We start from the raw sequence: 25,632 nt of genomic DNA on the forward strand, positions 1-25,632 counted from the left end.
TCAGGGGATGACCCGCTCCGCCCGCAGCCGCGCGAACAGGTCGAAGAACGCATCGTCCGAGGGCTGGTAATCGAGAAAGCCCAGGCGACGGCTCTTGCTCATGTCGGTCACGACTTCGATCGGCCGGCCGAGATCGGCATCGGTGTGCCACGCCGAGGCCAGGCGGTTCAGGTCGGGCTCGATCAGGCCGTGGCGCTCGGCCAGTTCGGCCCAGAGCGGGGCGGCCCCCGCCATCTGCGCTTCCAGCGGGTTCCCCGCGCCGTCGAAGGGCGCGGGCGCGATGCCGAACCATTGGGCGAGCCGGCCCCACATCCATTGCCAGCGGAAGACGTCGCCGTTGACGACGTTGAAGGCCTCGTTGTGCGCGGCCTCCGTCAGCGCCGCCCATTCGAGGTGGCGGGCGAGCAGCCGCGCATCGGTCACGTCGGTAAGCCCGTTCCACTGCGCCGCCGAGCCGGGGAAGCGGAAGGGTCGCCCGGTCTCGCGGCAGAGCGTGGCGTAGGCGGCCAGCGTCACGCCCATGTTCATGGCGTTGCCGAGCGCGTAGCCGACGATCGTGTGCGGGCGGTGCACGCTCCACGAGAAGTTTTGGCGCGCGGCGGCTTCGAACACCGCATCTTCCTGCGCGTAGTAGAAATTCTCGACGGGCAGGCGCGGCAGGTCCTCGCGGAACGGCGTGGGCGGCAAGCTCCCCTTCCCGTAGTCCTCGAACGGCCCGAGATAGTGCTTGAGCCCGGTCACCAGTGCCACGTGGCGCACGCTTGCCGCCGGGCGGAGCGCTTCGAGGAGGTTTGCGACCATCGCCGCGTTGATGCGGATGTTCTCGGCTTCCGTCGGCTGGCGCAGCCAAGTGGCGAGGAAGACGTGGCTGGGCCGATGCCCGTCGAGCGCGCGGGCGAGCGCCTCCGGGTCGAGCAGGTCGGCGGCGACCGGTGTGACGCCGGCGATTTCAGGTGGGCGGCGGGCGAGCCCCTCCACCGTCCAGCCCCGCGCCACGAGGTGCCGGGCGAGATTGTTGCCGACGATGCCGCCGACCCCCGCGATCAGTGCCGTTCCCGTCATACCCGACTCCGGTGCCGTCCTCGGCCCCGTCACGACCGGTGCGGCGCCTCCTGGTCGGAAACCGGCCTCGGGGCGATACGTTCGATCGCGCATCCGGCATTCCCCCTAACCGGCGGCAGCGTCCGCGCTCTCCCGGCCATCGAGTACCCGCGCGGCACGCTCCCGGTCGAGGTCGCCCTCCCAGGCGGCGACGACGACGGTGGCGACGCAATTGCCGATCAGGTTGCCCAGCGCCCGGGCGATGCCGACGAACCAATCGACCGAGAGCACCAGCACGAGGCCGATCGCGGGAATCGAGGGGACGGCGTTCAGGGTCGCGGCCAGGATCACGATGGCCGAGCCCGGCACGCCGTGGGCGCCCTTCGAGGTGACCAGCGAGACGCCGAGCACGAGCATCAGGTCGCTGAAGGAGAGCGGCGTGTTGGTCGCCTGCGCGATGAAGACCACGGCCAGCGTCAGGTAGATCGAGAAGGCGTCGAGGTTGAAGGAGTAGCCCGTGGGCACCACGAGGCCGACGGTGGACTCCTTCACCCCGAGGTGTACGAGCTTGCGCATGATCTGCGGCAGCACCGCATCGGACGAGCCGGTGCCGAGCACGATGGTCAACTCCTCGCGCAGGTAGGTCAGGAGCTTGACGAGGCTGAGGCCCGCAAGCCGCATCACCGTGCCGAGGATCACGAACACGAACAAAGCCACCGCGAGGTAGAACAGGGCCACGAGCGAGAGGAGCTGCGCCAGCGAGCCGATGCCGTAGCGTCCGACCGTGTAGGCGACGGCGCCGAACACCCCGAGCGGGGCCAGCCGCACGATCAGCCCCATGGCCTTGAACAGCACCGTGGCCAGCGCGTCGATCAGGTCCGAGACCGCCCGGGCCTTCTCGCCGCCGACCAGCGCGAGGCTCACCCCGAACAGCACGGCGAAGAACAGCACCTGCAGGACGTCGTTGCGGGCGAAGGCGTCGAAGGCGGTCCGGGGAATGATGGCCAGGAGGAAATGGGCGATGCCGCCGCCTTGCAGCTTCTGCGCGGAATCGGCGTAGCCGCCGAGGGCGCCGGCATCGAGGTTCGCGACATCGATGTTCATGCCGTGGCCCGGCCCGACGAGGTAGGCGAGCACGAGCCCGAGCACGAGGGCCACGCTCGTCATCGCCTCGAAATAGATCAGCGCCTTCACGCCGACCCGCCCGACCTTCCCGAGGTCACCCGCCCCGGCGATGCCGTGCACGACGACGCAGAACACGATCGGCGCCACGATCATCGCGATCAGCCGGAGGAAGGCGTCGCTCAGGACCTTCAGCTCCCCGGCCAAGCCGGGCGCCAGCACGCCGACGAGGATGCCGGCCAGGAGCCCGGCGATCACCTGCACGAACAGGGACTTGTGGAGCGGAGCCCGCTCGGACGGCAGGGTGGCGGTGGTGCTCATTCGGGCGGGCTCCTCCCGGTGGTCTTTCGCGCGCCCCGCTGCGCCGAACCGGCCTTTGCCTCGACGGACGATCGCTTGCGCGCAGCGTCCGTCGGCCCTTCGCGCAACGTGGGCGGGTATGGCCCTAGACCAATCCGGTCAGGTAGTAGACCCCGATCACGAAAAAGACGGCCACGGTCTTGATGATCGTGATCGCGAAGATGTCGCCGTAGGACTGGCGATGGGTCAGCCCGGTGACGGCGAGCAGCGTGATCACCGCGCCGTTATGGGGCAGGGTGTCCATGCCGCCGCTCGCCATGGAGGCGACGCGGTGCATCACTTCGAGCGGGATGCCGGCGGCCTGCGCCGCCTCGACGAAGCGGCCCGACAGGGCGCCGAGCGCGATCGAGAGTCCGCCCGAGGCCGAGCCGGTGACGCCGGCCAGTACGTTGACCGTCACCGCCTCGTTGATCAGCGGGTTGGGGATCGCCGAGAGCGCGTCCGAGATCACCTTGAAGCCGGGGAGCGCGGCGATGACCGCGCCGAAGCCGTATTCGGTGGCGGTGTTCATGCCGGCGAGCAGCGAGCCGGCCACCGCCGCCTTCGAGCCATCGGAGAAGCGCTCCGCGAGGTTGCGGTATCCGAGGATCACGGTGGCGAGGATGCCGAGAAGCAACGCGCCCTGGACCGCCCAGATCGCCGCCACGGTCTTGACTTGGACGGTCACGGGGTGGGCCGCCATCTCCGGCGTCAGTGCCGCGCTCGCCTGCTCGCCGTAAGCTGCGGTGATCCAGGCGAGCAGGAGCTTGTTGCCGATCCCGACGATGAGGAGCGGCAGGATCGCCACCGCGGGGTGGATGACGACCTTGTCCTCGACCGCCTGCGGCTCGTTGGTGTGGCCCTCGCCGTAGCCCTCATCCCCGGCGGAGCGGCGGCGCCACTCGAGATAGGCGACGCCGACCGCGAACACGAAGAGCGCACCGATGACGCCGAGCCACGGGGCGGCGTAGGCGTCGGTCTTGAAGAAGGAGGCCGGGATGATGTTCTGGATCTGCGGGGTGCCCGGCAGGGTGTCCATGGTGAAGGTGAAGGCGCCGAGCGCGATCGTGCCGGGGATCAGGCGCTTGGGGATGTTCGAGCGGCGAAACAGCTCGGCGGCGAAGGGGTAGACCGCGAACACCGCCACGAACAGCGAGACGCCGCCATAGGTGAGGATCGCGCCCACCAGCACGATCGCGACGATCGCCCGGCCCTCGCCCAAGAGCCCGGTGACGGCGCCGACGATGGAGCGGGCGAATCCTGAGATCTCGATGAGCTTGCCGAACACGGCCCCGAGCAGGAAGACGGGAAAGTACAGCTTCAGGAAGCCGACCAGCTTCTCCATGAACAACCCGGAGAACAGGGTCGGCACGGCGGCCGGATCGGTCAGCAGCACCGCGCCCATGGCGGCGACCGGCGCGAACAGGATCACCGAGAAGCCGCGATAGGCGATCCCCATCAGGAAGAAGAGCGCCGCGAGGCAGATCAGGAAGCTCAAGGCACGGGCCCTCCCCACACCTCTCACGGTGCGCGAAGCTCAATCTGCCCCAAGCGCGGCCGTATTCAATGGAGGCGGGTTACAGGGGGCGGTGCATCACCAGCGCATCGACCGGCCCGAGGGTGGGATGGCGGAACACGCCGGGCAGGCGGCCGACCTCCCTGAGGCCGAGGCTGGTCCAAAGTGCGACGGCGTGGGTGTTGGTGGCGACGACGAGATTGAACTGCATCGCGGAAAAGCCCAGCGACCGGGCGGTCTCGAAGGAATGCAGGCCCATGGCGCGGGCGATGCCCCGCCCCCGCGCCTCGGGATGCGTCGCGTAGGTGCCGTTGGCGATGTGGTCGCCGGGGCCGAGCTGGTTGGCGCGGACATAGTAGCTGCCCAGCACCGCGCCCGCACGTTCCGCGACGAAGACATGGTGGGCTGGGGAGAACCAGTAGGCGAGCGCCCGCTCACCGTCCCAGTCCTGCGGCAGGGCGTAGGTCTCGCCCTGCCGCAGGATCGGCTCGAGGATCGACCAGATCGCGTCGCGGTCATGGCTTTGCGCCGGGCGGAGGGAAAGGTCGGTCATCGTGTCCGTGGGGCGGTGCCGGTATCGCGGTCCGGTCCGCCGGCTCCTATCACGGATCGGGCGCCTGGCGCGTCGCCCCGGAGGGGTCCAACCCCGTGATCGGTACGGCGGCCCCGCCTGCGCAATCGGATGAGCCACGGCGCAGGCGGGTTAGCCCTCTCGGTGGCGTCCCGCACCCCGCGCATCGACGCCGCGCAGCTTCATAATATTCGCCAAGAATAAATACACCGACTTTGCTTAAACTCCGCATTGACAGCAAATACAATTGGTATTCAGGCTCCCCCAGGGTCGCGGCTCCGTACTCGACCTCGCAAGGCGATGCCTCAGAGCGCATTCCGGCGAAGTAGCCGCCGGCCCGCCGAGAAATTGCGCGTCAGATCGGAGGCCTAGAGACAGCGGCCTGATGCAATCAGGCCGGATACGGCTCCAGAAATCATATTCGAGGGAGTGAACGCGATGTATCGGAGATCGGCGATCCTTGCCGTTGCGCTGTCGCTCGTGCCGGCCCTTCCGGCCGTGGCGATGCCGATGGGCGGCCACTTCACAGGCCATGTCGACAGTCAGGCCCCGCAGGTGCTCGGCCCGAACGAGATCAAGGTCCAGCAGACCGCATCCGGAACCAATGCCGGACCGGGCACCCCGTTCGACGGGGCGCAGGTGCAGTGGGTGGAAATCCTCACGCTCAAGAACGGGCAGGGGCCGGTGGAAGGCACCATCACCCTCACCATGCCCGGCGGCTCGGTTTCGAGCGCCTACAAGGGCACGATCACGACCGACCCGCAGGGCCGCGTCACGGCGACGGGAACGTACCGGGACAGCGCGGCCACCGGCGCGTTCACGGGCGTGAAGGGCAAAGGCAACTTCTCGGTCGCCTACAGCTCGGCGCTTGATTTCGCCGGCCAGTGGCAGGGCGACGTGACCCTGCCGCGGCAGAAATCGTCGCGGCGTTGAGCCCGCCGCGACGCCGGCTCAGCCGGAAACGGAATCCGCAGCCGGGCGGCGCTCCGGTTCCGCCGCCGGCACCGCCTTGTCCGCGTCGCCGCCGGGGATCAGGGCGATCCGGCCCCACCCCGGCAGCTTGAGGGCCGGGCGGCGCCAGTCGAGGCCGGCCACCGCGCCGAGCAGGTTGAGCTCCAGCCCATTGACCCAGCCGATCGTGAGGCCGACATAGCCGCGCCAGGACAGGCGCAGGCCCGTGCCGCTCGGGGTGATTTCGGCGATGCGACCCGGCGGCGTCCAGTCCTTGCCGAGCGCGGTGGGCGGCAGCGGTACGTCGTTGTCGGGGATGCGCGCGACGACATGGGCGGCGAAGGTGTTCGAGTTCGGGCCCGGCCACGCTTGATACGAGCCCTGGCTGCGGTGGGGATAGTCCGCCACCGCCGCGCGGATTTCGGGGATCGCCCGCGCCGCCGCCTCGCCGTCGAGCCCGAGTACGATCTCCGGCTCGTTGCCGAACCAGCGCCCGTCCGGCGCGTAGGCGTCGGTGCGCACCGGCCTGCCCCAGCCGACCACGTCGTAGCGGTTGTAGCGAGCAGCGCCCGCCTCCTTGACCACCACCCAACTGTGATGGGCGAAGATGCCCCGCCAGCGCCCGACCCGGGCGGCGTAGACCCGCACCATCGCCCCCGGCACGGCGGCAGCCGGCGGGAGCAGCCCGGCGCTCGACCAATCCGCCGTCGACCAGCTTTCCGCGCGTCCGCCCTTCGCGGTCCACCACAGGGCGTGGGTCGCGAGCGGAACGAGGAAGAGAAGGATGAGGAGGCTGAGGCCGAAAAGGAGGAAGCGGAGGGCGGACAGGAGCACGTCGGTGGGCATCGGGTTCCGGAAAGATCGATCCGGACAGGTGACACCATCTCCGGGGACCCCAATGTCACGTCCGGCTCCGCGCGGCACAAGCACCTGCGACGCCTCGCGCCGGGTTACGGGGCGCGCACCGTGCAGCAGCGCACCGGATCGCCGCCTGATGCAGGCCGGTCACACCCACCCGTCCCCGCCGGGACGGCGGCAGATAAGCCTTGCAACATTGTAACATCCTCGCGATGAAACATTGTAACGTGACAAGGCTGGATCGACGGGAATGCGACGCGGACGTTCGGGACGGATGCTGTTGGCGGCGGGGGCGGTGCTGACGGGTGTCCCCGGAACCGTGCTCTCGGCGCGGGCGCAGGAGGCGGCCACGCTGGAGGAGATCAGCGTGACCTCGGTGAGCCCGATTCAGGGCCGGCCCGCCGCTCCGGCAACTCCCTCCCCCGCCGTGCCGTTCGCCCGGGCGGCCGAGGTGCTGCCGGTGGTGACGAACACCTTCTCGCCGGTCACCGTGGTGCCGCAGGAGCGGATCGCCCGCGACCAGCCGCGCACGCTCGGCGACGCGCTGGCCGACCGGCCCGGCATCTCCGCCTCGACCTACGCGCCGGGGGCGGCCTCGCGGCCGATCATCCGCGGCCTCGACAACGCCCGGGTGCGCATCCAGGAGAACGGTATCGTCAACGGCGGCGTGTCGGATCTCGGCGAGGACCACGCGGTGCCGGTCAACCCGCTCAACGCCAGCCGGATCGAGGTGATCCGCGGCCCCGCCACGCTGCGCTACGGCTCGGGCGCGATCGGCGGCGTGGTCTCGGCCGAGAACAATCAGGTGCCAACCTTCATTCCCGCCCGCGGGATCACGGGCCAGGTCACGACGGGATACACCACGGTCGACAACGGCCGGCTCGGCGCGGCCAGCGTCGATGCGGGCGCCAACGGCATCGCGGTCCACGCCGACGGGTTCGCGACCGCGACCGATTCCTATGCGATCCCCGGCGGCATCCAGCGCAACTCGGCGACCGAGACGCAAGGGGGCTCGGTCGGCATCTCGGCCATCGGCGACCGCGGCTTCCTCGGCATCTCCTACAGCCACTTCAACGCGCTCTATCAGATCCCCGGCGGCGAGGCGGAGGAGGCCCGCACCCGGCTCAACCCCAACCAGGACCGCGTGCTCGCCCGCGGCGAATATCGCCCGCTGGAAGGCCCGTTCGAGGTGCTGCGCTTCTGGGCCGGCGGCTCGGTCTACCGCCACGAGGAGATCGGCTTCGGCCACAGCCACGGGCACGACGACCACGATCACGACCATGACCACGCGCATGAGGGGTCGGCCGGCGAGGGCGTGCAGGCGATCTTCAAGAACCGCGAGGTCGAGGCGAGGGTCGAGGCGCAGCACGTGCCGGTCTTCACCGCGCTCGGCACGCTCACCGGCGCGGTCGGCGTCCAGACGAGCCGGCGGGTGCTCAACTCGCAGCTCGAGAGCTTCCTGCCGCCGACCGAGTCGCGGGTGCTGGCGGCCTACCTGTTCGAGGAACTGGCGGTCGGCGGGGGCCTCCGGTTCCAGGCCGCGGGCCGGATCGAGGGCGACCGGCTCAACAGCATCGCGACGCAGTTCCCCGGCAGCTACCTTCCGACGGACGGAGACCCGTTCAGCTACGCCCTGACGCGCCGCTTCGCCCCGAAGAGCGCCAGCATCGGCGCCCTGCAAGATCTGCCCTACGGCTTCGTGGCAAGCCTCAACGGCTCCTATGTCGAGCGTGCGCCCACCGGCCCCGAACTGTTCTCGCAGGGGCCGCACCACGCCTCAGCGACCTTCGAGATCGGCGACCCGACCCTGCGGCTGGAGCGCGCCCGCACCGCCGAGATTTCCTTCCGCCGGGCGGACGGGCCGCTGCGGCTCGACGCCACCGGCTACGTCACCCGCTACACCGGCTTCATCTTCCGGCGCGACACCGGCAACCGCTGCGACGACGATTTCGGCTCCTGCGGCTCCGGCGACGAGCTGCGCCAGATCGTCTACTCGCAGGCCAATGCCAGCTTCTACGGCGCCGAGATCGGAGCGCAGCTCGATCTCTTCCCCGTCGGCGACGGCTGGGCCGGAATCGAGGCGCAATACGATTTCGTCCGCGCCCGGTTCGACGACGGCAGCTTCGTGCCGCGCATCCCGCCGCACCGGCTCGGCGGCGGCGCCTTCGTGCGGGCCAATGGCTGGTTCGCGCGGATCAACCTGCTCCACGCCTTCGACCACACCGAGATCGCCCCGTTCGAGACGACGACGCCGGGCTGGAACGATCTCCGCGCCGAACTCGCCTACACCCAGGCGCTCGACCCCGCGGTCTACGGCGCCACGGAGGTGACGCTCGGCCTCCAGGGCCGCAACCTGCTCGACGACGACATCCGCAACTCGGCCTCGTTCAAGAAGGACGAGATCCTGCTGCCGGGCCGCAACCTCCGCCTGTTCCTGACGGCACGGTTCTGAGGCCGCCCCTCGCGCCCGAGCCTACTTGCCGCGGGCCGGCTTGCCCGCCGGCCGCTCGGGCGGCGTGACCGCGCCCGCCACCGTCCAGTGGCACACCGCCGTGCCCTTGAGGGTGAGGCAATCGTAGGCGCGGCCGTTGAGGGCGACATGGTCGGCGAGCCCCGTGACCGTGGCGCGGTCCACCGCGCTGCAGCCGAGATCGGATTTCGGATCGCTCGCGACCGCGAGTGCGGCGGCGCGGTCCTCGCCCGCGCTGCGCAGGAGGCCGCGCAGGTTGGCCAGCGAGGTGCAGCCGACCACGGAAGCGGGCCGGGCCGCGGCCTTCTGATCGCCCGCCCGCGCCCCCGTCCCTTGGCCGGTCCCCTGCGCGGCGCCGCCGGGCGCGGACAGCGCGAGGGTGACGGCGGCCAGGACAGCCGGGGCGAGGGCTCGGAGGGCGACGTGCGGCAGGCGGGACATGGATCGATCTCGGACGGTGGAGCCTCGTCGCGGACGGCGATGGCCGTTTTTCGGGACGAGACGCCGAGTTTCGGCATACCATGCCCGACGCCCCGGACCGAGCCTTGCACGCAAGGGGCGACGCCTCACGATCCCGCGCGCGCCTGCTGCGTTCGCAGCTTGGCGTAGCGCTTGAGAACCCGGTCGCGGCGGAGCCGGGTCAGCCGGTCGATCCAGAAAATTCCGGCGAGTTGGTCGATCTCGTGCTGCAGGCAGGCGGCGCGCAGGCCCTCGGCCTCCTCCTCGTGCTCGGCGCCGTCGAGATCGCGGTAGCGCACCCGGATCCGGGCCGGCCGCTCCACCGGCTCGACCACCCCCGGCATCGAGACGCTTCCCTCCGGATGCGCCGCCCGCTCGGGCGAGGCCCAGGCGACGACGGGATCGACGTAGACCGCGTGCGGCTCGTCCGGCTGAAGCCGGATCACCACCACCCGCTCCGGGCGCCCGATATGGATCGCCGTCAACCCCATCGCCGAGACGGCGCCGAGGGTGTCGAGCACGTCCGCCGCGAGCGCGCGCAAGGCCTCCCCGGTCGCGGCGGCGGGTTCAGCCGCCCGGTGCAGACGCGCATCGGGATAGAGGATCAGCGGGCGGACGGGCATGCAAGCAGGTTCCGAGGACTGGCAACAGGGCGGCGGCGGGACCGATCCGCGCCCGCCGCCTTGAGATGCAGCCTTGAGACCGAGTCAAGCCGGGAACCTCCCGGCTCGGCCTGTCGTCGAGGATCGCCGCGCCACGGCGTATGGGGTGAGCGGAGGGCAAGCCCGGCCGAAGACGGGTCATCGACACGACGGGCTCGCTCCCATGAATGTATTGGGAGGAACAGGACCCGGATTTCGCTCCGGGGATTTTGCCCACATCCCAATCCGCAACGCCACCGATCGAAGGACGATGTCGGCCTCCGGAGACGCCCGGACGCGAAGATTGATGTTCGGCGAATTGCACCCTCTCCTCATCCGGAAAGTCCAGATGCGATGGATCTGCCGATGGCAAGATACTGGAACCGCTCCGGGGACGATGCATTGTCGTCTCAACCAACAAAGGAGCGATCCCTCATGAAGACCATGACGACCCTGCTCGCCGGCACAATCGTCGCGGCGACCATGATCGCCGCGGTGCCGGCCTCCGCGCAGTCGATCACCATTGGTCCGGACGGACGGCCGGGGCTCGATCTCCGGTCCCGGGCGCAGCGCGATCGCGACGACAGCCGCGAGATGCGCAGGCGCGACCGCGACGGGTATTACCGCGAGCAGCGCTTCCGGGATCGCGACCGGTACGAGCGCCGTGGTTACGACCGTCGCGGCTACGATTACTGATCGGGGGCGAACCCCTCAGCTTCAGGAGTTCTGCCTCGATTGACCGCGGTCGGGATGGGGTCACTCTGATGAGACGACGGAATGGGGCCGGGCGACCGGCCCTTTTTCGTGCCCGAGAACACGCCCATCGCCTCCCCGCCCCCCGGACATCACTTCATGCCGGCCGCGCGTCTTCGGGATGCGGCGACAATGACCGTACGGATCGACGGCTCGAATCAGCAGCGGCGATCGTTTGCGGCAATCTCTCAACAAATGCTGTCGTCACGACAATGTTACGCGGAGGCAAATCGGTCACGCCCGGCGCAAGACCAGCGTACTTGATCCAAATGGCTAAGTTTTTGCCCCGAATGTCCGCTTTGCGTGAAGAGCAGTGCTTGGCGGAAACCTTTGCGCCGCTTGCACGGTTACCGCATCGAATCTAACCATGGCGGCACCGTCGATCGGTGGCTGCCTTTGGCAAAGCCTTCGATGCCCCCGGAAGGGACGCGGCGCCGGCTTTTTTCCTCGCTCGCTTCGACGAACGGGACGGCCTTTTCGGCCGAGGGCGGGACGCATTTCATACGGGGTGCCGCGGTGAGCGGAGGAGGAACCCGGATGCAGACTGGTACCGTGAAATGGTTCGATGAGATCAAGGGTTACGGGTTCATCCAGCCCGATACCGGGGGCAAGGATGTGTTCGTGCATATCTCTGCGGTCCAGCAGGCGGGCCTGCGCGGCTTGGTCGAGGGGCAGAAGGTCAGCTTCGACGTCGAAAACGACCGCCGCAGCGGCAAGCCGGCCGCGGTCAACCTGCAGGTCAGCTGAGGCTGGACCCTTGGGGTTCCTGCCCTAAAACCTGATCCCATACCGCAACAGGTCCGAAAATGTTACTGGAGTCGCCCCGAACAGGGGCGACATCTGTTGCGTGTTGCGGCGCACTCGTGCATCGACTGCGCCGGTCTATAAGTGGCTCGATCCGAGTCCAGGCTGCCCGGACTGTGACTGATCCGGCATCCGGCCGTTTCAATGCATGAGAAAGGTCATATGAGCGCATTCGACTTCAGGAATTTCGAAGACCGCCGTCAGAACTCCCAGGCCGCCAAGGCGGCATTGCTCGAGAAGTTCAAGGCCCGGACACCGCTCGACGATCCGGAGATGCGTGCGAAGGCCCAGGCGCGTGCCGAGGTCGCCCGCGCCCGTGACGAGCGCGCCCGCGAGCGCGAGCGCATCCGCATCGAGACCGAGCGGAAGACGGCGGAGGAGAAGCGCCTGCGTGAGGAAGCCGAGCTCGCCGCTCAGCTCGCCCGCGAGGCCGCCGAGGCCGCCGCACTTGCCGAGCGCAAGGCTGCCGAAGCCGCGGAGAAGAAGGCGGCCCGCGACGCGCGCTATGCCGCCCGCAAGGCCAACGTCAAGATTCGTCGCTGAGCCTCCCGCGGACGCCCCCGGACCTCCGGGAGCACCGCAAAGCCGATCCGCCAAACCGATCGGCCGTTTTCGACACGACCACGCGCGCCGGACGCTTCGAGCCCGGCGCGTTTTCTTTTGCCCCTCCGCCGCGTCATGACGCGATGTGAGACCGCTCGACGGCACCCGGCCGGACGACAGGCGGCATTCTCTGTGGGCAGACGACGCAGTTGATGGCTGCAATCGACCGACAAGGCTTGGCAAGCCCGTTTCCCACGACGTTAGAGTGCCGCACACAGAGCCCGGTCGCGAACCGTTCTCGCCCCGGCGACGAAGGTGCGGCGGACGGTTTGCGAGAGGCGATTCGATCGCCGCACATGCGCGCGGCAGCGAGCGCCGGGGCCGAACAAGGAGGGTCGAGCATTGCGTGTCCTGGGCAACCACTTCGGTCTGCCGGCCCGGCGCGGTCTGACCGCGGCCGGCCTGCTTCTCGGCACGCTTCTCGGCATCGGCATGGGAACCGGCCTCGGTCCGTCGCCCGCCGCTGCGCAGAGCGAGCCGCCGATCCGCAGCGCGGAGGACGCGTTCTGCCGCAGCGAGGCGCGGGCGCAGGTCTTCTCCGCCCCGGACCCGCTCAATCTCGGCCTGCGCGAGATCGGCCGCCGCATCTGGGCGAGCTGCATGGACCGGACCCAGCGCAAGGCCCATCCGCACAAGGGACAGAAACCGCGCAAGCGCCGCCATCGCTGAGCGCAAAACTTCCCTCGCACGCGAGCGTGGCCGTCCCCACATCCTGCCGGAGATCAAAGCAGGAGACGCTTGATGGGCTTACTCGACGGGCTGCTCGGGCACGGCAGCGACCTCTCCGCGGACGAGGTGGACCGGCAGCTCGCCGGGGTGCTGGCGCCGGGCGAGAGCGTGCGCGTCGCCTTCAAGGTGATCCGCGACCTGATGGTCTTCACCGACCGCCGCCTGATCCTGGTCGATCGCCAGGGCATGACCGGCCGCAAGGTCGAGTACCTGACCGTGCCCTACCGCGCGATCACCTCGTTCTCGGTGGAGACCGCGGGCAGCTTCGACATGGATTCGGAGTTGAAGATCTGGGTCTCGGGGCGGCCCGACCCGATCCAGCGTACGCTCAAGCGCGGCGCCGACATTTTGGGGATTCAGCAGGCCATCGCCGGCTCCCTGAAATAGGCCTCCGCCATGACTTCGAGGAAGGATGGGTCCGAGCCGGGCTTGACGGTCCGGCGCCTCGGCCCCGGCGATATCCCGTCGATGCGCGCCCTCAACGCCCTGTTCGGACGCGCCTTCGCCGAGCCCGACACCTACGGCGCCACGCCGCCGGACGACGCCTACCTCGCGGACCTGCTGGCCAAGGCGCATGTCGCGGTGCTGGTGGCGGAGCGCGACGGCACCGTTCTGGGTGGCCTCGTCGCCTACGAACTCGACAAGTTCGAGCAGGCACGGCGCGAGATCTACCTCTACGATCTCGCCGTCGAGGCCGAGCACCGCCGCCGCGGCATCGCCACGGCGCTGATCCGGCAGCTTCAGGCCCATGCCGCGCGCCGGGGCGCATGGGTCGTCTTCGTCCAGGGCGATCCCGGCGACGGTCCGGCGCTCGCGCTCTACGACCGGCTCGGCACCCGCGAGGACGTCCTGCATTTCGACCTGCCCGTCGGCCCCCTGCCCTTGCCATAGGGAGCAAATCCCTCTAAAGGCCCGGCCTTCGCGTTCGCTCCGGCCGGGGGCTGAACGGACGGTGCCGTTTACGGCACAGGGTGTTCTTCCGAGAAATCCCGTCGTCCGGTGTCTCCGCCTTCGATCAACCGCTCGGGCCATCATCACGGCTCGAAGGGCTTGGCGCCGAGAGAATGCGGGATGAACCGGCCCGACAACCCGCGACGCGCGGGCGGGCTTCCTTATGGCAAGGAAAGGCCCAAGAATGCCTCTCTACGAGCACGTCTTCCTGGCGCGCCAGGACGTGACGGCCCAGCAGGTCGAGACCATGGTCGAGACCTACAAGGGCGTCATCGAGACGGGTGGCGGCACGATCGAGAAGATCGAGTCCTGGGGCGTCAAGTCCCTCGCCTACCGTATCAAGAAGAACCGCAAGGCGCATTTCACGCTCCTCAACATCTCCGCCCCCCCGGCCGCCCTGGCCGAGATGGAGCGCCAGATGCAGATCTCCGAGGACGTGCTGCGCTTCATGACCGTCCGCGTCGAGCAGCTGGAGGCCGAGCCTTCCGCGATGATGCAGAAGCGCGACCGCGACGACCGGAAGGACCGCGACCGCGGTGACCGTCCGCGCCGCCGCGACGACGACTTCGGTGGCGGCGACCGTAGTGATCGCGGCGACCGCGGCGACCGTCCCGAGCGCAACTTCGGCGGGGAGAACTGATCATGGCATTCGGTGCTGGTGGTGGCGGCGGTGGCCGTCGTCCGTTCTTCCGTCGTCGCAAGAGCTGCCCGTTCTCGGGCGAGAACGCTCCCAAGATCGACTACAAGGACGTGAAGCTGCTCTCCCGCTACGTCTCGGAGCGCGGCAAGATCGTTCCCTCGCGCATCACGGCGGTTTCGGCCAAGAAGCAGCGCGAGCTTGCCCAGGCGATCAAGCGCTCGCGCTTCCTCGGCCTGCTGCCCTACGTCATCAAGTAGGGTTTTCTGCCGGCCCTCACGGGGGCCGGCCATCACCGTGAGGGCGGCCTTTCCGAAAAGGGGCCGTCCGATCGTTGGGGCCTCGTTTCTTAGCCCCTAACCCTGCCCATCACGGGACAGCGGGACAGCGGACCTTATGACCAAGGACATTCCCGTCGGCGCCGGTGCCGGCCTCGTGGCGGCGCTGCTGTTCGGCGTGCTGCTCAAGGCCACGACGCTCTCGATCCTTCTCTACCTGCTCGCCCCGCTGCCGATCCTCATCGTCGGCCTGGGCTGGAGCCATCGTGCGGCGCTCGCCGCCGTCGTTGCGGGTGGGTTGGCGCTCGCGCTCTTCATCTCGCCCTATCTCGGCCTTGCCTTCGCGGCCTACCTCGCCATCCCCGCGTGGTGGCTCGCCTATCTCGCCCTGCTCGGCCGGCCGAACGCGGACGGCACGATCGAGTGGTATCCCACCGGGCGCCTGCTCGCCTGGGTCGCCGGCACCGCAGCGCTCGCCTTCATCGCCATCGCCGTCATCGCCTCGCCCGACTACGACACCTTTCGCACGCAGCTCACCACGATGAGCCGCCGGATCGTGCAGGTTCAGGTGCAGCGCGGCCGGATTCCCGCCCCTCCCCCGAGCGGCACCGCGAACGAGACCCCGGCCGGGAACGCTGAGCCCGCCGACGCGTCGCCGCAGGCTGGTGCGCCGACCGACGAGCCGCAGAAGGCCGACGACCTCGCCAGCGAGGTCGCCGACGCGCTGGCGACTGTCGCGCCCGCGATCGCCGCCCAGGGTCTCACGATCCTGTTCACCTTCTACCTCTGGGCCGCCGCCCGCATCGTGCAGATCTCGGGGCGCCTGCTCCGGCCCTGGCCCGACCTCCCCTCCACGATGATGCCGCGGTCCACGCTGCTGGTCTTCGCCGCCGCCCTGACGCTGGCGATGGTGCCCGGCTATCCCGGCGCGCTCGGCATCGCCCTGATCGGCGCGTTCAGTGCGGCCTTCGCGCTCCAGGGGCTCGCCGCCTTCCATGACCGCAGCCGCGGCCGGCCGGGGCGTTTCGCCCTGCTCGCCGGCCTCTACGTTCTGCTGTTCCTCACGCAAGGGGTGGCCATGCTCGCCCTGATCCTGTTCGGCATTGCCGATACCGCCCTCGACCGGCGCCGCCCGAAAGCTCGCGGCGACGCCTGATCGTACCCGCTTCCAAGCAACCTCAAGGAGAAGCCCCATGGAAGTCATCCTGCTCGAACGCGTCGCTAAGCTCGGCCAGATGGGCGAGACCGTGAACGTGCGTCCCGGCTACGCCCGCAACTTCCTGCTCGCCCGCGGCAAGGCCCTGCGCGCCACCGAGAACAACAAGAAGCATTTCGAGGCCCAGCGCGCCCAGCTCGAAGCCCGCAACCTCGAGCGCCGCAACGAGGCCCAGACGGTGGCCGAGAAGCTCGACGGCCAGAGCTTCGTGCTGATCCGCCAGTCCGGCGAGACCGGTGTGCTCTACGGCTCGGTCTCGACCCGCGACCTCGCCGAGGTCGTCACCAAGGAGGGCTTCAGCGTCGAGCGCGGCCAGTTCGTGCTCAACCAGCCGATCAAGACGCTGGGCCTGCACACCGTGCCGGTGACGCTCCACCCCGAGGTCGAGGTGAAGGTGACCGTCAACATCGCCCGTTCGCCGGAAGAGGCCGAGCGTCAGGCCCGCGGCGAGTCGGTGACCGAGCGCGAGCAGTTCAACCTCGACGACCTCGGCCTCGAAGTCGGCCAGGCGCTCGCCGATGCCGGCGAGGGCGCCGACGACCGCGGCTAAGTCCGGGATTGCGAAGGGATCATCCCTTCGCCGGGGGATCGGGGCAGCGCCCCGATCTCTTCCAAGGCTCCGCCCTGGACCCGCGAAAGGGCTTACCCTTTCGAACCCCCTGACAGCCGCATAAGCGGTGGAGAACGGGGATGCGCCGGCCTCCGGCGTTGACTTGTTCTCAATTCGTTCCAGCATGACGCCCGCGATTCCCGTTGCCGGGAGCCGCGGGCGTCTCGCGTTTCGGCACCCGTGGCATGAGCGTCGCAGCCGCCTCCGGTGAGGTCGGCTAAGGAAGGCTTCACCATCCCGAGGCAAGGTCCGGCGGGCATGAAACGGGGCGGCCAGCCCGCCCGCATCGGAGCGACGGACAAGCGCCATGGCCCTGCCCAACGCCCTCACGGCCAATCTCGAGACGGTGCAGCCCGAATACCGGGTGCCGCCGCACAACATCGACGCGGAGCAGGCCCTGCTCGGCGCGATCATGGTCAACAACGACGCCTATTACCGTGTCTCGGACTTCCTGCTGCCCGAGCACTTCATGGAGGCGGTGCACCGCCAGATCTTCGAGGTCTCGGTCTCGCTGATCAAGGCGGGCAAGCTCGCCACGCCGATCACGCTCAAGACCTATCTCGGCGACATCGACCTCGGCGGCGTCACGCCGATGCAGTACCTCGCGCGGCTGGCGGCCGAGGCGACCACCGTCATCAACGCGGGCGAGTACGGCCGCACCATCTACGATCTGGCGATCCGCCGCCGCCTCATCACCATCGGCGAGGATCTGGTCAACGGCGCCTACGAGGCGCCCGTCGAGTCGAGGCCCCGCGACCAGATCGAGGCGACCGAGCGCCGGCTCTACGAGCTGGCCGAATCCGGCAAGTACGACGGCGGCTTCCAGAAATTCTCCGACGCGCTGACCGCGGCCATCGACATGGCGGCCAAAGCCTACCAGCGCGACGGCAAGCTCTCGGGCATCTCCACGGGGCTCACCGACCTCGACGCCAAGATGGGCGGGCTGCAGCCCTCCGACCTCATCATCCTCGCGGGGCGCCCGGCCATGGGCAAGACCTCGCTCGTGACCAACATCGCCTTCAACATCGCCAAGGCCTATCGCGGCGAGAAGCAGCCCGACGGCACCATGCAGACCGTCAACGGCGGCATCGTCGGCTTCTTCTCGCTCGAAATGTCGGCCGAGCAATTGGCGACCCGTATCATCGCCGAGCAGTCCGGCGTGCCGTCCTACAAGATCCGCCGCGGCGACATCCGCCCGGAGGACTTCTACAAGATCACCGACGCCGCCCGGGACATGCAGACGATCCCGTTCTACATCGACCAGACCGGCGGCATCTCGATCGCCCAGCTCGCCGCCCGCGCGCGCCGCCTCAAGCGCCAGAAGGGCCTCGACCTCCTCATCATCGACTATCTCCAGCTCCTCTCCGGCTCCGGCAAGAAGAGCGACAACCGCGTGCAGGAGATGACCGAGATCACCACCGGCATGAAGGCTCTGGCCAAGGAGCTGGCGGTGCCGATCATCGGCCTGTCGCAGCTCTCGCGTCAGGTCGAGAACCGCGACGACAAGCGGCCCCAGCTCTCCGACCTGCGCGAATCCGGCTCGATCGAGCAGGACGCCGACGTGGTGATGTTCGTGTTCCGCGAGGAGTATTACGTCGGCAACAAGAAGCCGCGCGAGGGCACGGAGGAGTTCTTCGCCTGGGAGGCCGAGATGCAGCGCGTCCACGGCAAGGCCGAAGTCATCCTGGGCAAGCAGCGCCACGGCCCGACCGGCACGGTGGAGTTGCAGTTCGACGCCAACATCACCCGGTTCTCGAACCTGGCGCAGAGCGACCGGATGCCGGAGCAGATGTGATATCGGTGGCCGGATCGACGGTCCGGTCCCGTCTCCGCCGGGGCGTTCCCCGCAGGAGTCTGTCATAGCGCCCCTAGAATCCCTCCCGGAAAACCCGACCACGGGCGATCCATTCCCGAGCGACCACGGCGCCCGCCTGACGGTCGATCTCTCGGCCGTGGTGGCGAACTGGCGGACGCTTGCGGCCTGCGCACCGCGGGCCGAGTGCGGTGCCGTGGTGAAGGCGGATGCCTATGGCTGCGGGCTCTCGGCGGTCGCACCCGCCCTGTGGCGGGCGGGCTGCCGGACGTTCTTCGTGGCGCATCTCTCCGAGGGGATCGCCGCGCGCGCCGCGCTGCCGGACGCCGCGCTCTACGTGCTCAACGGTCTGCCGCCCGGCAGCGCGGAGAGGTTCTGCGCCCACCGCCTGCGCCCGGTCCTGGGAGACGTGCAAGAACTCGCCGAGTGGGCCGAGGCCACGCAGGGCGTGTGGCCGGCCGCGCTCCATATCGATACCGGCATGAACCGGCTCGGCCTCTCCGTGGCGGAGGCTCTGGCGCTGGCCGGCGATCCGGTGATCGCGCGGGCCGGCATCGACCTCGTGATGAGCCATCTCGTCAGCGCGGAACTGCCCGGCGATCCGCTCAACGCGCGCCAAGCCGCCGATTTCGCTTCGGTGAGGGCGGCCTTTCCGCAGATGCGCGCCTCGCTCGCCAATTCCTCGGGCACCTGCCTCGCGGACGACGCCCGCCACGACCTGCTGCGGCCGGGCTATTCGCTCTTCGGCGGCAATCCGGAGCCGGGCCAACCCAATCCGATGCGGCCGGTGGTGCGGCTGGAGGCGACGATCCTGCAGGTCCGCGACGTCGAGGCCGGCGCGACCTGCGGCTACAACGGACGCTGGCAGGCCCCTGCCCCGCGCCGGCTGGCCACACTCTCGCTCGGCTATGCCGACGGTTATCCCCGCTCGGCCAGCAATCGCGGCCACGCGCTGGTCGGCGGCGTGCCCTGCCCGATCGTCGGCCTGATCTCGATGGACCTCATCATCCTCGACGTCACCGACGCACCGCAGGCCCGGCGCGGCGGCAAAGCCACGCTGATCGGCGATAGGCTCGACATCGACACGGTGGGCCACGCCGCCGGCACCATCGGCTACGAGATCCTGACGGGGCTGGGTTCCCGTTATGTTCGCTCTTATGTAGAGTGACGAACAGCCGTCCCGCCGGTCTCCTTCACAGACACCCCCTCCCCGAATGGCCAAGATCCAACAGACCTTCGTCTGCCAGTCCTGCGGGGCGGTCTACAACCGCTGGCGCGGGCGCTGCGAGGCCTGCAACGGCTGGAACACGATCCAGGAGGAGGTCGCCTCCACCGGTCCGCAATCGGGCCCGGCGGCGACCCGGCCCTCGCGGGCGCGCGGCCGCGTCTTCCCCCTCGAAGGCCTGACCGGCGAGGCCAAGGAGGCGCCACGCACGCCGTCCGGCATCAACGAACTCGACCGCGTCACCGGCGGCGGCTTCGTGCGCGGCTCGGTGATCCTGCTCGGCGGCGATCCCGGCATCGGCAAGTCGACGCTGCTGATGCAGGCCTCCGCCGCCATGGCCAAGAGCGGGGAACGCGTCGCCTACATCTCCGGCGAGGAGGCGGTGGGGCAGGTGCGCCTGCGCGCCGAGCGCCTCGGGCTGGCGGGGCACCCGGTGGAGTTGGCCGCGCAAACGAATGTCGAGGACATCGTCGAGACGCTGTCGCAGGGCCACCCGCCGGCGCTCGTCATCATCGACTCGATCCAGACCATGTGGACCGAGACGGTGGAATCGGCGCCCGGCACCGTCACCCAGGTGCGCTCCTCCGCCCAGGCCCTGATCCGATTCGCCAAGACCACGGGCACGGCCGTCATCCTCGTCGGCCACGTCACCAAGGACGGGCAGATCGCGGGCCCGCGCGTGGTCGAGCACATGGTCGATGCGGTCGCCTCGTTCGAGGGCGACCAGGGCCACCATTTCCGCATCCTGCGCGCCGTGAAGAACCGCTTCGGGCCGACCGACGAGATCGGCGTGTTCGAGATGACCGATGCCGGGCTCGCCGAGGTGCCCAACCCCTCCGCCCTGTTCCTGGCCGGGCGCGACCACGCAGCACCCGGCACCGCCGTCTTTGCCGGAATGGAGGGCACGCGCCCGCTGCTGGTCGAGATCCAGGCGCTCGTCGCCCCCTCCTCGCTCGGCATGCCGCGCCGCGCCGTGGTGGGCTGGGATCCCAACCGCCTGTCGATGGTGCTCGCCGTGCTGGAGGCCCATGGCGGCATCCGGCTCGGAGGGCACGACGTCTACCTCAACGTCGCCGGGGGCCTGCGCATCACCGAACCCGCCGCGGATCTCGCGGTGGCCGCCGCGCTCGTCTCCTCGCTCTCGGGCGCGGCTTTGCCCTCCGACTCGGTCTATTTCGGCGAACTCGGCCTGTCGGGCGCGGTGCGGCCGGTCTCGCAGGCGCCGGCCCGGTTGAAGGAGGCGTTGAAGCTCGGCTTCGGTAAGGCGATCACGCCGCAGGGCCGGGGCGAGACGGGCGACCGTGCCCTGCCGACGGACGCGTTGCGCCACATCGCCGACCTCGTGGCCGGCATCGCCTCGGGCGCGCCGCGCAAGAGCGGGGGGCGGCCCCGGGCCGTGCGGTTCGAGGAAGAGATGTAGCGCGGGCCCGACCGGATCAGAGGGCGTCCTATTCGGGCGCGGGCCGTGCGGCGAGATGCGGCCGCAGGATCGTCAGCATCCGCTCGGCCGAGGTGCCGGGCGGGAAGAAGCCGAGATAGGCGCCCGACCGATCCATCAGGTAGACGAAGGCGGAATGTTCGATGGCGCGGCCGCCGTCGGACCCTGCAATCCGCGCGTAATAGACCTTGTAGGCCTCGGCGGCCCGGCGAACCGCCGCCTCGCTGCCGGTCAGGCCGACCAGACGCGGGTGGAAGTTCGGCACGTAGTCCGCCAGCAGTGCGGCGGTATCGTGCTCGGGGTCGAGCGTGATGAAGAGCGGCTGGACGGCGTCGCCGGCCTCGCCCAGCAGCGTCAGCGCCCGGCCGATCTCCATCAAGTCCGTGGGGCAGACATCCGGGCAGGCGGTGAAGCCGAAATAGATGAGAAGGAGCCGGCCGTGGAAATCGGCCTCCGTCCGCGGCCGCCCCGCCTGATCGATCAGCGCGAACGGGCCGCCGACCGGCTCGCGGTTCCACATCAGCACGTCCATCAGCTCGGCGGCCGAGCGGCGCGGCGGGGTCTCGCCGCGCGCAGGGTCCAAGGCCGCGAGCAGGCAGAGCAGTCCGGCCGCGAGCGTCCGATTACGCACTGAAGACGAGCCGACTGCCGGTCGTCGGGACGATGACGTTGTCCGGCATCTGCGCCTGCGCCTCGAGGGCGAAGTTCAGGCCGCTGCAATGCATCGGCACGACGACGTCGGGTTGGAGCTTTTTGATCTCGGCCACGACCTGGGTCAGGTAGTCCTTCGGCGCGGGTCCGAGATGGAAACCGCCGACGATGGCGTGGACGCGTTCGATGCCGGAGACCTCCTGCGCCTGCCGCACGGAGTTGATGATGCCGACATGGCCGCAGGACGAGATCACCACGAGGCCCTTGCCCCGCACGTTGAAGCAGGTGGCGTGCTCGTGGACGTGCTCGTCGGGGATGATCTTTCCCTGGAGTTCGGCGGGCGAATAGTGGCTGGCATCGCAGCCCAGCCCGTCGGTGATGCCGCGCTCGACGAAGGTGTTGGGCAGGATGCGCTCGATGGAGGCGCGCTTAATCTGCCCGGTGGTGAAGGCGTGGCCGGCGACCACGGTGGGCGTCTCGCACAGCACGGTCGAGATCTTCTGCGCCGTCAGCTCGCGCCGGTCGAGCTGGCCGAAATCGGTGAACTGGCCGGGGACGCCGCTCGGGCTGTGGCGGTGGCAGAAATTGTCCTCGCCGCCGGCATAGAGCTTCAGGTCGGGCGCGAGCGCGCTCCGGTACTTGTCGAGGAACCCGGTCAGGCCGCCGTAATGGTCGTGATGGCCGTGGCTGACGATCAGCGCATCGATCTTGGTAGGGTCGACCTTCAGGATCTCGATGTTGTTGAGCAGGGCCTCGGGGCTGTAGCCGAAATCGAGCAGGATCGTGCGCGCCTCCTCCGCCCGCCAGGATTCGGCGAAGAGGGACAGGCCCCACTGATTGTGCAGCACCTTGCGGTAATCGCTGCCGCGCCCGTTGCCCGGCGGCTGATGCAGCACGCCCTGTACGGTCGCGGGCTTCAGGAACTGGTCGTGGGCCGAATCGATCAGGACGCGCAGGGACAACCGGTCGACCGTCGGCACCGCGATCGGCGCGGCATTCGCGATCTCGATACAGGAGAACCCGGCGGCGGCACCGGCCGCGAAGACTGCCGATCCCCGGAGGAAACCGCGCCTGTCGATCGTCCCGGCCATCCCGCGCACCCCGTCCGTATATTGAATACCCCGGTTATAGCCGAGATCGCTCGGAAGATGTTTTCCTCTTTCGGAGCAGTCGCGAAACATTCCGCGTGCGCCACTGCGGCCGCGAGGGATTTCGCTCTCGTCGCCGGCCTCCGCGGCGGATCGGATCGGCGTCGGGACGCTCGATCCCGGAAGAAGCTTGCCCCTCTGCCGAGTCGGACATGCGGCAATGTCGGCGGCGCTCGTACGGAGCGCGGCCCGAAGGTGACGGCCGAGGTTCGCCGGGGTATATGGTTAAAGACCAGAGCGGACGCGCGGCCCGGGGGAGCCGTCGTCGTCCGGGCAAGGCTGCCCCGTCCCGCCCCAGCGAACCATATCCTGCGATGCCGTTTTCCGTCCTCGACCTCGTGGTGCTCGGCATCGTGCTCGTCTCGGCGCTGCTCGCCGCCGTGCGCGGCGTGACCCGCGAGGTGCTCGCGATCATCGCCTGGGTGGCCGCCGCCGCGGTGGCGTGGTCGCTCCACCCGCTGCTCCTGCCCACCGTCAAGCAGCACATCTCCAGCGACACGGTCGCGCTCGTCGCCTCCATCGCCTCGATTTTCCTCGCCACCCTGATCGTGGTCTCGCTGGTGACGGTGAAGATCTCCGACCTCGTGCTCGACTCGCGCATCGGCGCCGTCGACCGCTCGCTCGGCTTCCTGTTCGGGGCGGGCCGCGGCTTCCTGATCTGCGTGATCGGCTGGGTGTTCCTGGCTTGGCTCGTCCAGGGCAAGGTTCCGGACTGGGCGGCCCAGGCCAAGAGCCGGTCGCTGCTCGAAAGCTCGGGCGAGGCGCTGGTGGCGCAGTTGCCCGACAATCCGGAGGGCTTCCTCAAGCAGTTCCGCAAGCCGAAGGGCGACGGGCCGGAGGAGCCGCCGCCGGAGACCGATCTCCCCGCCCAGCGCCGCAGCGAGGCCGGGTCCGAGCCGAAGCGCTGAGGAAAACCGCGCCTCAAATCCGAAATCTGCGTTTCACCAGTGATCAGGGCCAGCGCTTGAGCGGCTTCGCGGCGCGCGGAGTGGGCTTTTCAGGGTGCAACCCCGGAAAGCATCGAGCGGAGCGAAAGCCCAAGGAGCCGAGAGTTTCCGCAGAGGCGGGCGTCGGCGACCAAGGCCAGCAACAGAATCAGGGCGATCGCTGTCGAGCGATTGTCCTGCGCCAGCAACGCAGCCGCGTTGCGCGCGATATGCTGGAATCGGTCTTGGTTGCGACGCGATCCGGGCCTAGGTAACGGTTTCACGACGGTCCCGGCGTAACCCCTCGCGGCAGAGGTCGCGAGCGGAAGCGTCTCCGGCCGTTTCCCGCCGTGCCGGATGCGAGGCCCGCGCCCTGCGCGCCTCCAGGATTCGAGATCGACATGTCTGTTGTCAGCGCGAGCGCCGATGTCCGCAACCTGGACATCGACGGGGATACGCTTCGCGAGGAATGCGGCGTCTTCGGCATCTACGGGCACGACGACGCCTCGGCCATCACCGCGCTCGGCCTGCACGCCTTGCAGCATCGCGGCCAGGAAGCGGCCGGCATCGTCTCCTACGACGAGGGCGTGTTCCACTCCGAACGCCGCCAGGGCCTCGTCGGCGATTCCTTCTCCGACCGCGCCACGATCGAGCGACTCGCCGGCCGCTCGGCCATCGGCCACGTGCGCTACTCGACCACCGGCGGCACGATTCTCCGCAACGTCCAGCCGCTGTTTGCCGAACTCGCCGGCGGCGGGCTCGCCGTGGCCCATAACGGCAACCTCACCAACGCGCTGTCGATCCGCCGCGACCTCGTGCGCGACGGCGCCATCACGCAATCGACCTCGGACACCGAGGTGATCCTCCACTTGGCCGCCCGCTCGCGCAAACCGCGCATCGTCGAGCGCTTCATCGACGCGCTGCAGCAGATCCAGGGCGCCTACGCCATCGTCGCGCTCACCAACAAGAAGCTGATCGGCGCCCGTGACCCGCTGGGCATCCGTCCGCTGGTGCTCGGCGAACTCGACGGCCGCTACATCCTCGCCTCCGAATCCTGCGCGCTCGACATCATCGGCGCCCGCTTCATCCGCGACGTCGAGAACGGCGAGGTGGTGGTGATCTCGGAGGACGGCGTCGAGTCGATCCGCTTTGCCGAGAAGCAGCCGATGCGCCCCTGCATCTTCGAGTACATCTACTTCGCCCGCCCCGACTCGGTGGTGAACGGCAAGAGCGTCTACGGCGTGCGCAAGGCCATCGGCCAGGAACTCGCCCGCGAGGCAGCCCCCGAGGCCGACGTGGTGATCCCGGTGCCGGATTCCGGCGTGCCGGCGGCTCTGGGCTTCGCGCAGGAGGCCGGCCTGCCCTTCGAGATGGGCATCATCCGCAACCACTATGTCGGGCGCACCTTCATCCAGCCGACCCAGACCGTGCGCGAACTCGGCGTGCGGATGAAGCATTCGGCCAACCGCGCCGCGGTCGAGGGCAAGCGCATCGTGCTCGTCGACGACAGCCTCGTACGCGGCACCACCTCCGTGAAGATCGTGCGGATGATGCGGGACGCCGGCGCCCGCGAGGTGCATTTCCGCATCGCCTCGCCGCCGATCACGTACCCTGACTTCTACGGCATCGACACGCCCGAGCGCGAGAAGCTCCTGGCCGCCACCCACGACCTTGAGGGGATGCGGAAGTACATCGGCGCGGATTCCCTGGCCTTCCTGTCGATCCCCGGCCTCTACCGGGCGATGGGCGAGACCGAGCGGAACGCCGCCTGCCCGCAATACACCGACCACTGCTTCACCGGTGACTATCCGACCGGCCTGACGGATCTGGCGATTGCCGGGCCCAAGCGCTTCGCGATGCTGGCCGAGGCGGACTGAAGCCG

Annotated in this window: 26 protein-coding genes; 17 read left to right on the forward strand and 9 right to left on the reverse strand. The window is 69.2% G+C overall.

The genetic code is table 11. The annotated features are described in order from the left end of the window. The 4 genes from J2W78_RS09490 to J2W78_RS09505 all read right to left on the reverse strand — a co-directional run bounded on the left by J2W78_RS09490 (window position 1) and on the right by J2W78_RS09505 (window position 4,571). Complete coding sequence (locus J2W78_RS09490; protein ID WP_253370032.1) at window positions 1-1,062, reverse strand: SDR family oxidoreductase; 1,062 nt, start codon at window positions 1,060-1,062, stop codon at window positions 1-3. Between the two features lie 105 nt (window positions 1,063-1,167). Further along, on the reverse strand, window positions 1,168-2,484 hold the full coding sequence (locus tag J2W78_RS09495) for a dicarboxylate/amino acid:cation symporter (RefSeq protein WP_253370033.1): 1,317 nt from the start codon (window positions 2,482-2,484) through the stop codon (window positions 1,168-1,170). A 124-nt stretch (window positions 2,485-2,608) separates the two neighbouring features. Beyond that, a complete protein-coding gene (locus J2W78_RS09500; RefSeq protein WP_253370035.1) occupies window positions 2,609-4,000 on the reverse strand; it encodes a GntP family permease in 1,392 nt (463 codons plus the stop codon). Between the two features lie 79 nt (window positions 4,001-4,079). Beyond that, on the reverse strand, window positions 4,080-4,571 hold the full coding sequence (locus J2W78_RS09505; protein WP_253370037.1) for a GNAT family N-acetyltransferase: 492 nt from the start codon (window positions 4,569-4,571) through the stop codon (window positions 4,080-4,082). Window positions 4,572-5,027: 456 nt separating this feature from the next. Here J2W78_RS09505 and J2W78_RS09510 point away from each other — a divergent pair, with 456 nt between their 5' ends. Then, window positions 5,028-5,522, forward strand: a complete 495-nt coding sequence (locus J2W78_RS09510) for a hypothetical protein (RefSeq protein WP_253370039.1) — start codon at window positions 5,028-5,030, stop codon at window positions 5,520-5,522. 18 nt (window positions 5,523-5,540) lie between these two features. On the opposite strand, the gene J2W78_RS09515 is transcribed toward J2W78_RS09510, so the two are convergent. Continuing rightward, window positions 5,541-6,386: a DUF3750 domain-containing protein gene (locus J2W78_RS09515; RefSeq protein WP_253370041.1), complete on the reverse strand. Its 846-nt coding sequence runs from the start codon at window positions 6,384-6,386 to the stop codon at window positions 5,541-5,543. A gap of 286 nt (window positions 6,387-6,672) precedes the next feature. Here J2W78_RS09515 and J2W78_RS09520 point away from each other — a divergent pair, with 286 nt between their 5' ends. Then, window positions 6,673-8,850, forward strand: a complete 2,178-nt coding sequence (locus J2W78_RS09520; protein WP_253374007.1) for a TonB-dependent receptor — start codon at window positions 6,673-6,675, stop codon at window positions 8,848-8,850. A 21-nt stretch (window positions 8,851-8,871) separates the two neighbouring features. Here J2W78_RS09520 and J2W78_RS09525 read toward each other — a convergent pair whose 3' ends face one another. Together J2W78_RS09525 and J2W78_RS09530 are read right to left on the reverse strand one after the other, a co-directional pair. Next, a complete protein-coding gene (locus tag J2W78_RS09525) occupies window positions 8,872-9,309 on the reverse strand; it encodes a hypothetical protein (protein ID WP_253370043.1) in 438 nt (145 codons plus the stop codon). Between the two features lie 125 nt (window positions 9,310-9,434). After that, on the reverse strand, window positions 9,435-9,950 hold the full coding sequence (locus J2W78_RS09530; protein ID WP_253370044.1) for a peptide deformylase: 516 nt from the start codon (window positions 9,948-9,950) through the stop codon (window positions 9,435-9,437). Window positions 9,951-10,403: 453 nt separating this feature from the next. Between J2W78_RS09530 and J2W78_RS09535 the strand changes: the two genes are divergently transcribed. From J2W78_RS09535 to radA, 13 genes are all read left to right on the forward strand, one after another. Further along, complete coding sequence (locus J2W78_RS09535; protein ID WP_253370046.1) at window positions 10,404-10,664, forward strand: hypothetical protein; 261 nt, start codon at window positions 10,404-10,406, stop codon at window positions 10,662-10,664. A 594-nt stretch (window positions 10,665-11,258) separates the two neighbouring features. Beyond that, window positions 11,259-11,468, forward strand: a complete 210-nt coding sequence (locus J2W78_RS09540) for a cold-shock protein (protein ID WP_253374008.1) — start codon at window positions 11,259-11,261, stop codon at window positions 11,466-11,468. Between the two features lie 219 nt (window positions 11,469-11,687). Beyond that, entirely contained in the window at window positions 11,688-12,068 is a 381-nt protein-coding gene (locus tag J2W78_RS09545; protein WP_253370048.1) for a DUF6481 family protein, read from the forward strand. A 402-nt stretch (window positions 12,069-12,470) separates the two neighbouring features. Continuing rightward, complete coding sequence (locus J2W78_RS09550; protein ID WP_253370050.1) at window positions 12,471-12,797, forward strand: hypothetical protein; 327 nt, start codon at window positions 12,471-12,473, stop codon at window positions 12,795-12,797. A 72-nt stretch (window positions 12,798-12,869) separates the two neighbouring features. After that, window positions 12,870-13,244 carry a PH domain-containing protein gene (locus J2W78_RS09555; RefSeq protein ID WP_135299226.1) on the forward strand — a complete coding sequence of 125 codons (375 nt, stop codon included), beginning with the start codon at window positions 12,870-12,872 and terminating at the stop codon, window positions 13,242-13,244. Between the two features lie 9 nt (window positions 13,245-13,253). Beyond that, window positions 13,254-13,748 carry an AAC(3)-I family aminoglycoside N-acetyltransferase gene (locus J2W78_RS09560; RefSeq protein WP_253370052.1) on the forward strand — a complete coding sequence of 165 codons (495 nt, stop codon included), beginning with the start codon at window positions 13,254-13,256 and terminating at the stop codon, window positions 13,746-13,748. Window positions 13,749-13,992: 244 nt separating this feature from the next. Next, window positions 13,993-14,448 (forward strand): 30S ribosomal protein S6, encoded by a 456-nt coding sequence (gene rpsF / locus J2W78_RS09565; RefSeq protein WP_253370055.1) that lies wholly within the window; start codon window positions 13,993-13,995, stop codon window positions 14,446-14,448. Window positions 14,449-14,450: 2 nt separating this feature from the next. Beyond that, window positions 14,451-14,705 carry a 30S ribosomal protein S18 gene (gene rpsR / locus J2W78_RS09570; protein ID WP_004446294.1) on the forward strand — a complete coding sequence of 85 codons (255 nt, stop codon included), beginning with the start codon at window positions 14,451-14,453 and terminating at the stop codon, window positions 14,703-14,705. 136 nt (window positions 14,706-14,841) lie between these two features. After that, complete coding sequence (locus tag J2W78_RS09575) at window positions 14,842-15,879, forward strand: DUF2232 domain-containing protein (RefSeq protein ID WP_253370057.1); 1,038 nt, start codon at window positions 14,842-14,844, stop codon at window positions 15,877-15,879. Window positions 15,880-15,916: 37 nt separating this feature from the next. Next, on the forward strand, window positions 15,917-16,489 hold the full coding sequence (rplI, locus tag J2W78_RS09580) for a 50S ribosomal protein L9 (RefSeq protein ID WP_004446280.1): 573 nt from the start codon (window positions 15,917-15,919) through the stop codon (window positions 16,487-16,489). Between the two features lie 367 nt (window positions 16,490-16,856). Continuing rightward, window positions 16,857-18,344, forward strand: coding sequence for a replicative DNA helicase (locus tag J2W78_RS09585; protein ID WP_056201164.1), 1,488 nt, complete (start codon window positions 16,857-16,859; stop codon window positions 18,342-18,344). A gap of 64 nt (window positions 18,345-18,408) precedes the next feature. Continuing rightward, window positions 18,409-19,530: an alanine racemase gene (gene alr, locus J2W78_RS09590; RefSeq protein WP_253455098.1), complete on the forward strand. Its 1,122-nt coding sequence runs from the start codon at window positions 18,409-18,411 to the stop codon at window positions 19,528-19,530. Window positions 19,531-19,576: 46 nt separating this feature from the next. Beyond that, on the forward strand, window positions 19,577-21,007 hold the full coding sequence (gene radA / locus J2W78_RS09595) for a DNA repair protein RadA (RefSeq protein WP_253370060.1): 1,431 nt from the start codon (window positions 19,577-19,579) through the stop codon (window positions 21,005-21,007). Between the two features lie 28 nt (window positions 21,008-21,035). Here the strand turns inward: radA and J2W78_RS09600 are convergent, their stop codons facing one another. Both J2W78_RS09600 and J2W78_RS09605 read right to left on the reverse strand, forming a co-directional pair. Then, on the reverse strand, window positions 21,036-21,656 hold the full coding sequence (locus J2W78_RS09600; RefSeq protein ID WP_253370061.1) for an SCO family protein: 621 nt from the start codon (window positions 21,654-21,656) through the stop codon (window positions 21,036-21,038). Next, a complete protein-coding gene (locus J2W78_RS09605) occupies window positions 21,649-22,767 on the reverse strand; it encodes an MBL fold metallo-hydrolase (protein WP_253370063.1) in 1,119 nt (372 codons plus the stop codon). The genes J2W78_RS09600 and J2W78_RS09605 overlap by 8 nt, the downstream gene beginning before the upstream one ends. A 371-nt stretch (window positions 22,768-23,138) precedes the next feature. Here J2W78_RS09605 and J2W78_RS09610 point away from each other — a divergent pair, with 371 nt between their 5' ends. Further along, a complete protein-coding gene (locus J2W78_RS09610) occupies window positions 23,139-23,732 on the forward strand; it encodes a CvpA family protein (protein WP_253370064.1) in 594 nt (197 codons plus the stop codon). 419 nt (window positions 23,733-24,151) lie between these two features. Then, the gene (gene purF, locus J2W78_RS09615; RefSeq protein WP_253370066.1) at window positions 24,152-25,627 is read left to right on the forward strand and encodes an amidophosphoribosyltransferase; all 1,476 of its coding nucleotides are present in this window, start codon (window positions 24,152-24,154) and stop codon (window positions 25,625-25,627) included. The last annotated feature ends 5 nt before the right edge of the window (window positions 25,628-25,632 follow it).

This window comes from Methylorubrum extorquens (assembly GCF_024169925.1).
Taxonomy (GTDB): Bacteria; Pseudomonadota; Alphaproteobacteria; order Rhizobiales; family Beijerinckiaceae; genus Methylobacterium; species Methylobacterium extorquens_A.

What these genes read in the sequence shown, in the direction of transcription:
- J2W78_RS09535 (WP_253370046.1), top strand. Translation starts at nt 10,404, where the DNA reads ATGAAGACCATGACGACCCTGCTCGCCGGCACAATCGTCGCGGCGACC.
- J2W78_RS09575 (WP_253370057.1), top strand. Translation starts at nt 14,842, where the DNA reads ATGACCAAGGACATTCCCGTCGGCGCCGGTGCCGGCCTCGTGGCGGCG.
- rpsF (WP_253370055.1), top strand. Translation starts at nt 13,993, where the DNA reads ATGCCTCTCTACGAGCACGTCTTCCTGGCGCGCCAGGACGTGACGGCC.
- radA (WP_253370060.1), top strand. Translation starts at nt 19,577, where the DNA reads ATGGCCAAGATCCAACAGACCTTCGTCTGCCAGTCCTGCGGGGCGGTC.
- J2W78_RS09515 (WP_253370041.1), bottom strand. Translation starts at nt 6,386, where the DNA reads ATGCCCACCGACGTGCTCCTGTCCGCCCTCCGCTTCCTCCTTTTCGGC.
- J2W78_RS09555 (WP_135299226.1), top strand. Translation starts at nt 12,870, where the DNA reads ATGGGCTTACTCGACGGGCTGCTCGGGCACGGCAGCGACCTCTCCGCG.
- J2W78_RS09605 (WP_253370063.1), bottom strand. Translation starts at nt 22,767, where the DNA reads ATGGCCGGGACGATCGACAGGCGCGGTTTCCTCCGGGGATCGGCAGTC.
- purF (WP_253370066.1), top strand. Translation starts at nt 24,152, where the DNA reads ATGTCTGTTGTCAGCGCGAGCGCCGATGTCCGCAACCTGGACATCGAC.
- rplI (WP_004446280.1), top strand. Translation starts at nt 15,917, where the DNA reads ATGGAAGTCATCCTGCTCGAACGCGTCGCTAAGCTCGGCCAGATGGGC.
- J2W78_RS09545 (WP_253370048.1), top strand. Translation starts at nt 11,688, where the DNA reads ATGAGCGCATTCGACTTCAGGAATTTCGAAGACCGCCGTCAGAACTCC.
- J2W78_RS09610 (WP_253370064.1), top strand. Translation starts at nt 23,139, where the DNA reads ATGCCGTTTTCCGTCCTCGACCTCGTGGTGCTCGGCATCGTGCTCGTC.
- J2W78_RS09495 (WP_253370033.1), bottom strand. Translation starts at nt 2,484, where the DNA reads ATGAGCACCACCGCCACCCTGCCGTCCGAGCGGGCTCCGCTCCACAAG.
- J2W78_RS09585 (WP_056201164.1), top strand. Translation starts at nt 16,857, where the DNA reads ATGGCCCTGCCCAACGCCCTCACGGCCAATCTCGAGACGGTGCAGCCC.
- J2W78_RS09560 (WP_253370052.1), top strand. Translation starts at nt 13,254, where the DNA reads ATGACTTCGAGGAAGGATGGGTCCGAGCCGGGCTTGACGGTCCGGCGC.
- rpsR (WP_004446294.1), top strand. Translation starts at nt 14,451, where the DNA reads ATGGCATTCGGTGCTGGTGGTGGCGGCGGTGGCCGTCGTCCGTTCTTC.
- J2W78_RS09510 (WP_253370039.1), top strand. Translation starts at nt 5,028, where the DNA reads ATGTATCGGAGATCGGCGATCCTTGCCGTTGCGCTGTCGCTCGTGCCG.
- J2W78_RS09505 (WP_253370037.1), bottom strand. Translation starts at nt 4,571, where the DNA reads ATGACCGACCTTTCCCTCCGCCCGGCGCAAAGCCATGACCGCGACGCG.
- J2W78_RS09520 (WP_253374007.1), top strand. Translation starts at nt 6,673, where the DNA reads ATGCTGTTGGCGGCGGGGGCGGTGCTGACGGGTGTCCCCGGAACCGTG.
- J2W78_RS09540 (WP_253374008.1), top strand. Translation starts at nt 11,259, where the DNA reads ATGCAGACTGGTACCGTGAAATGGTTCGATGAGATCAAGGGTTACGGG.
- J2W78_RS09490 (WP_253370032.1), bottom strand. Translation starts at nt 1,062, where the DNA reads ATGACGGGAACGGCACTGATCGCGGGGGTCGGCGGCATCGTCGGCAAC.
- J2W78_RS09530 (WP_253370044.1), bottom strand. Translation starts at nt 9,950, where the DNA reads ATGCCCGTCCGCCCGCTGATCCTCTATCCCGATGCGCGTCTGCACCGG.
- J2W78_RS09525 (WP_253370043.1), bottom strand. Translation starts at nt 9,309, where the DNA reads ATGTCCCGCCTGCCGCACGTCGCCCTCCGAGCCCTCGCCCCGGCTGTC.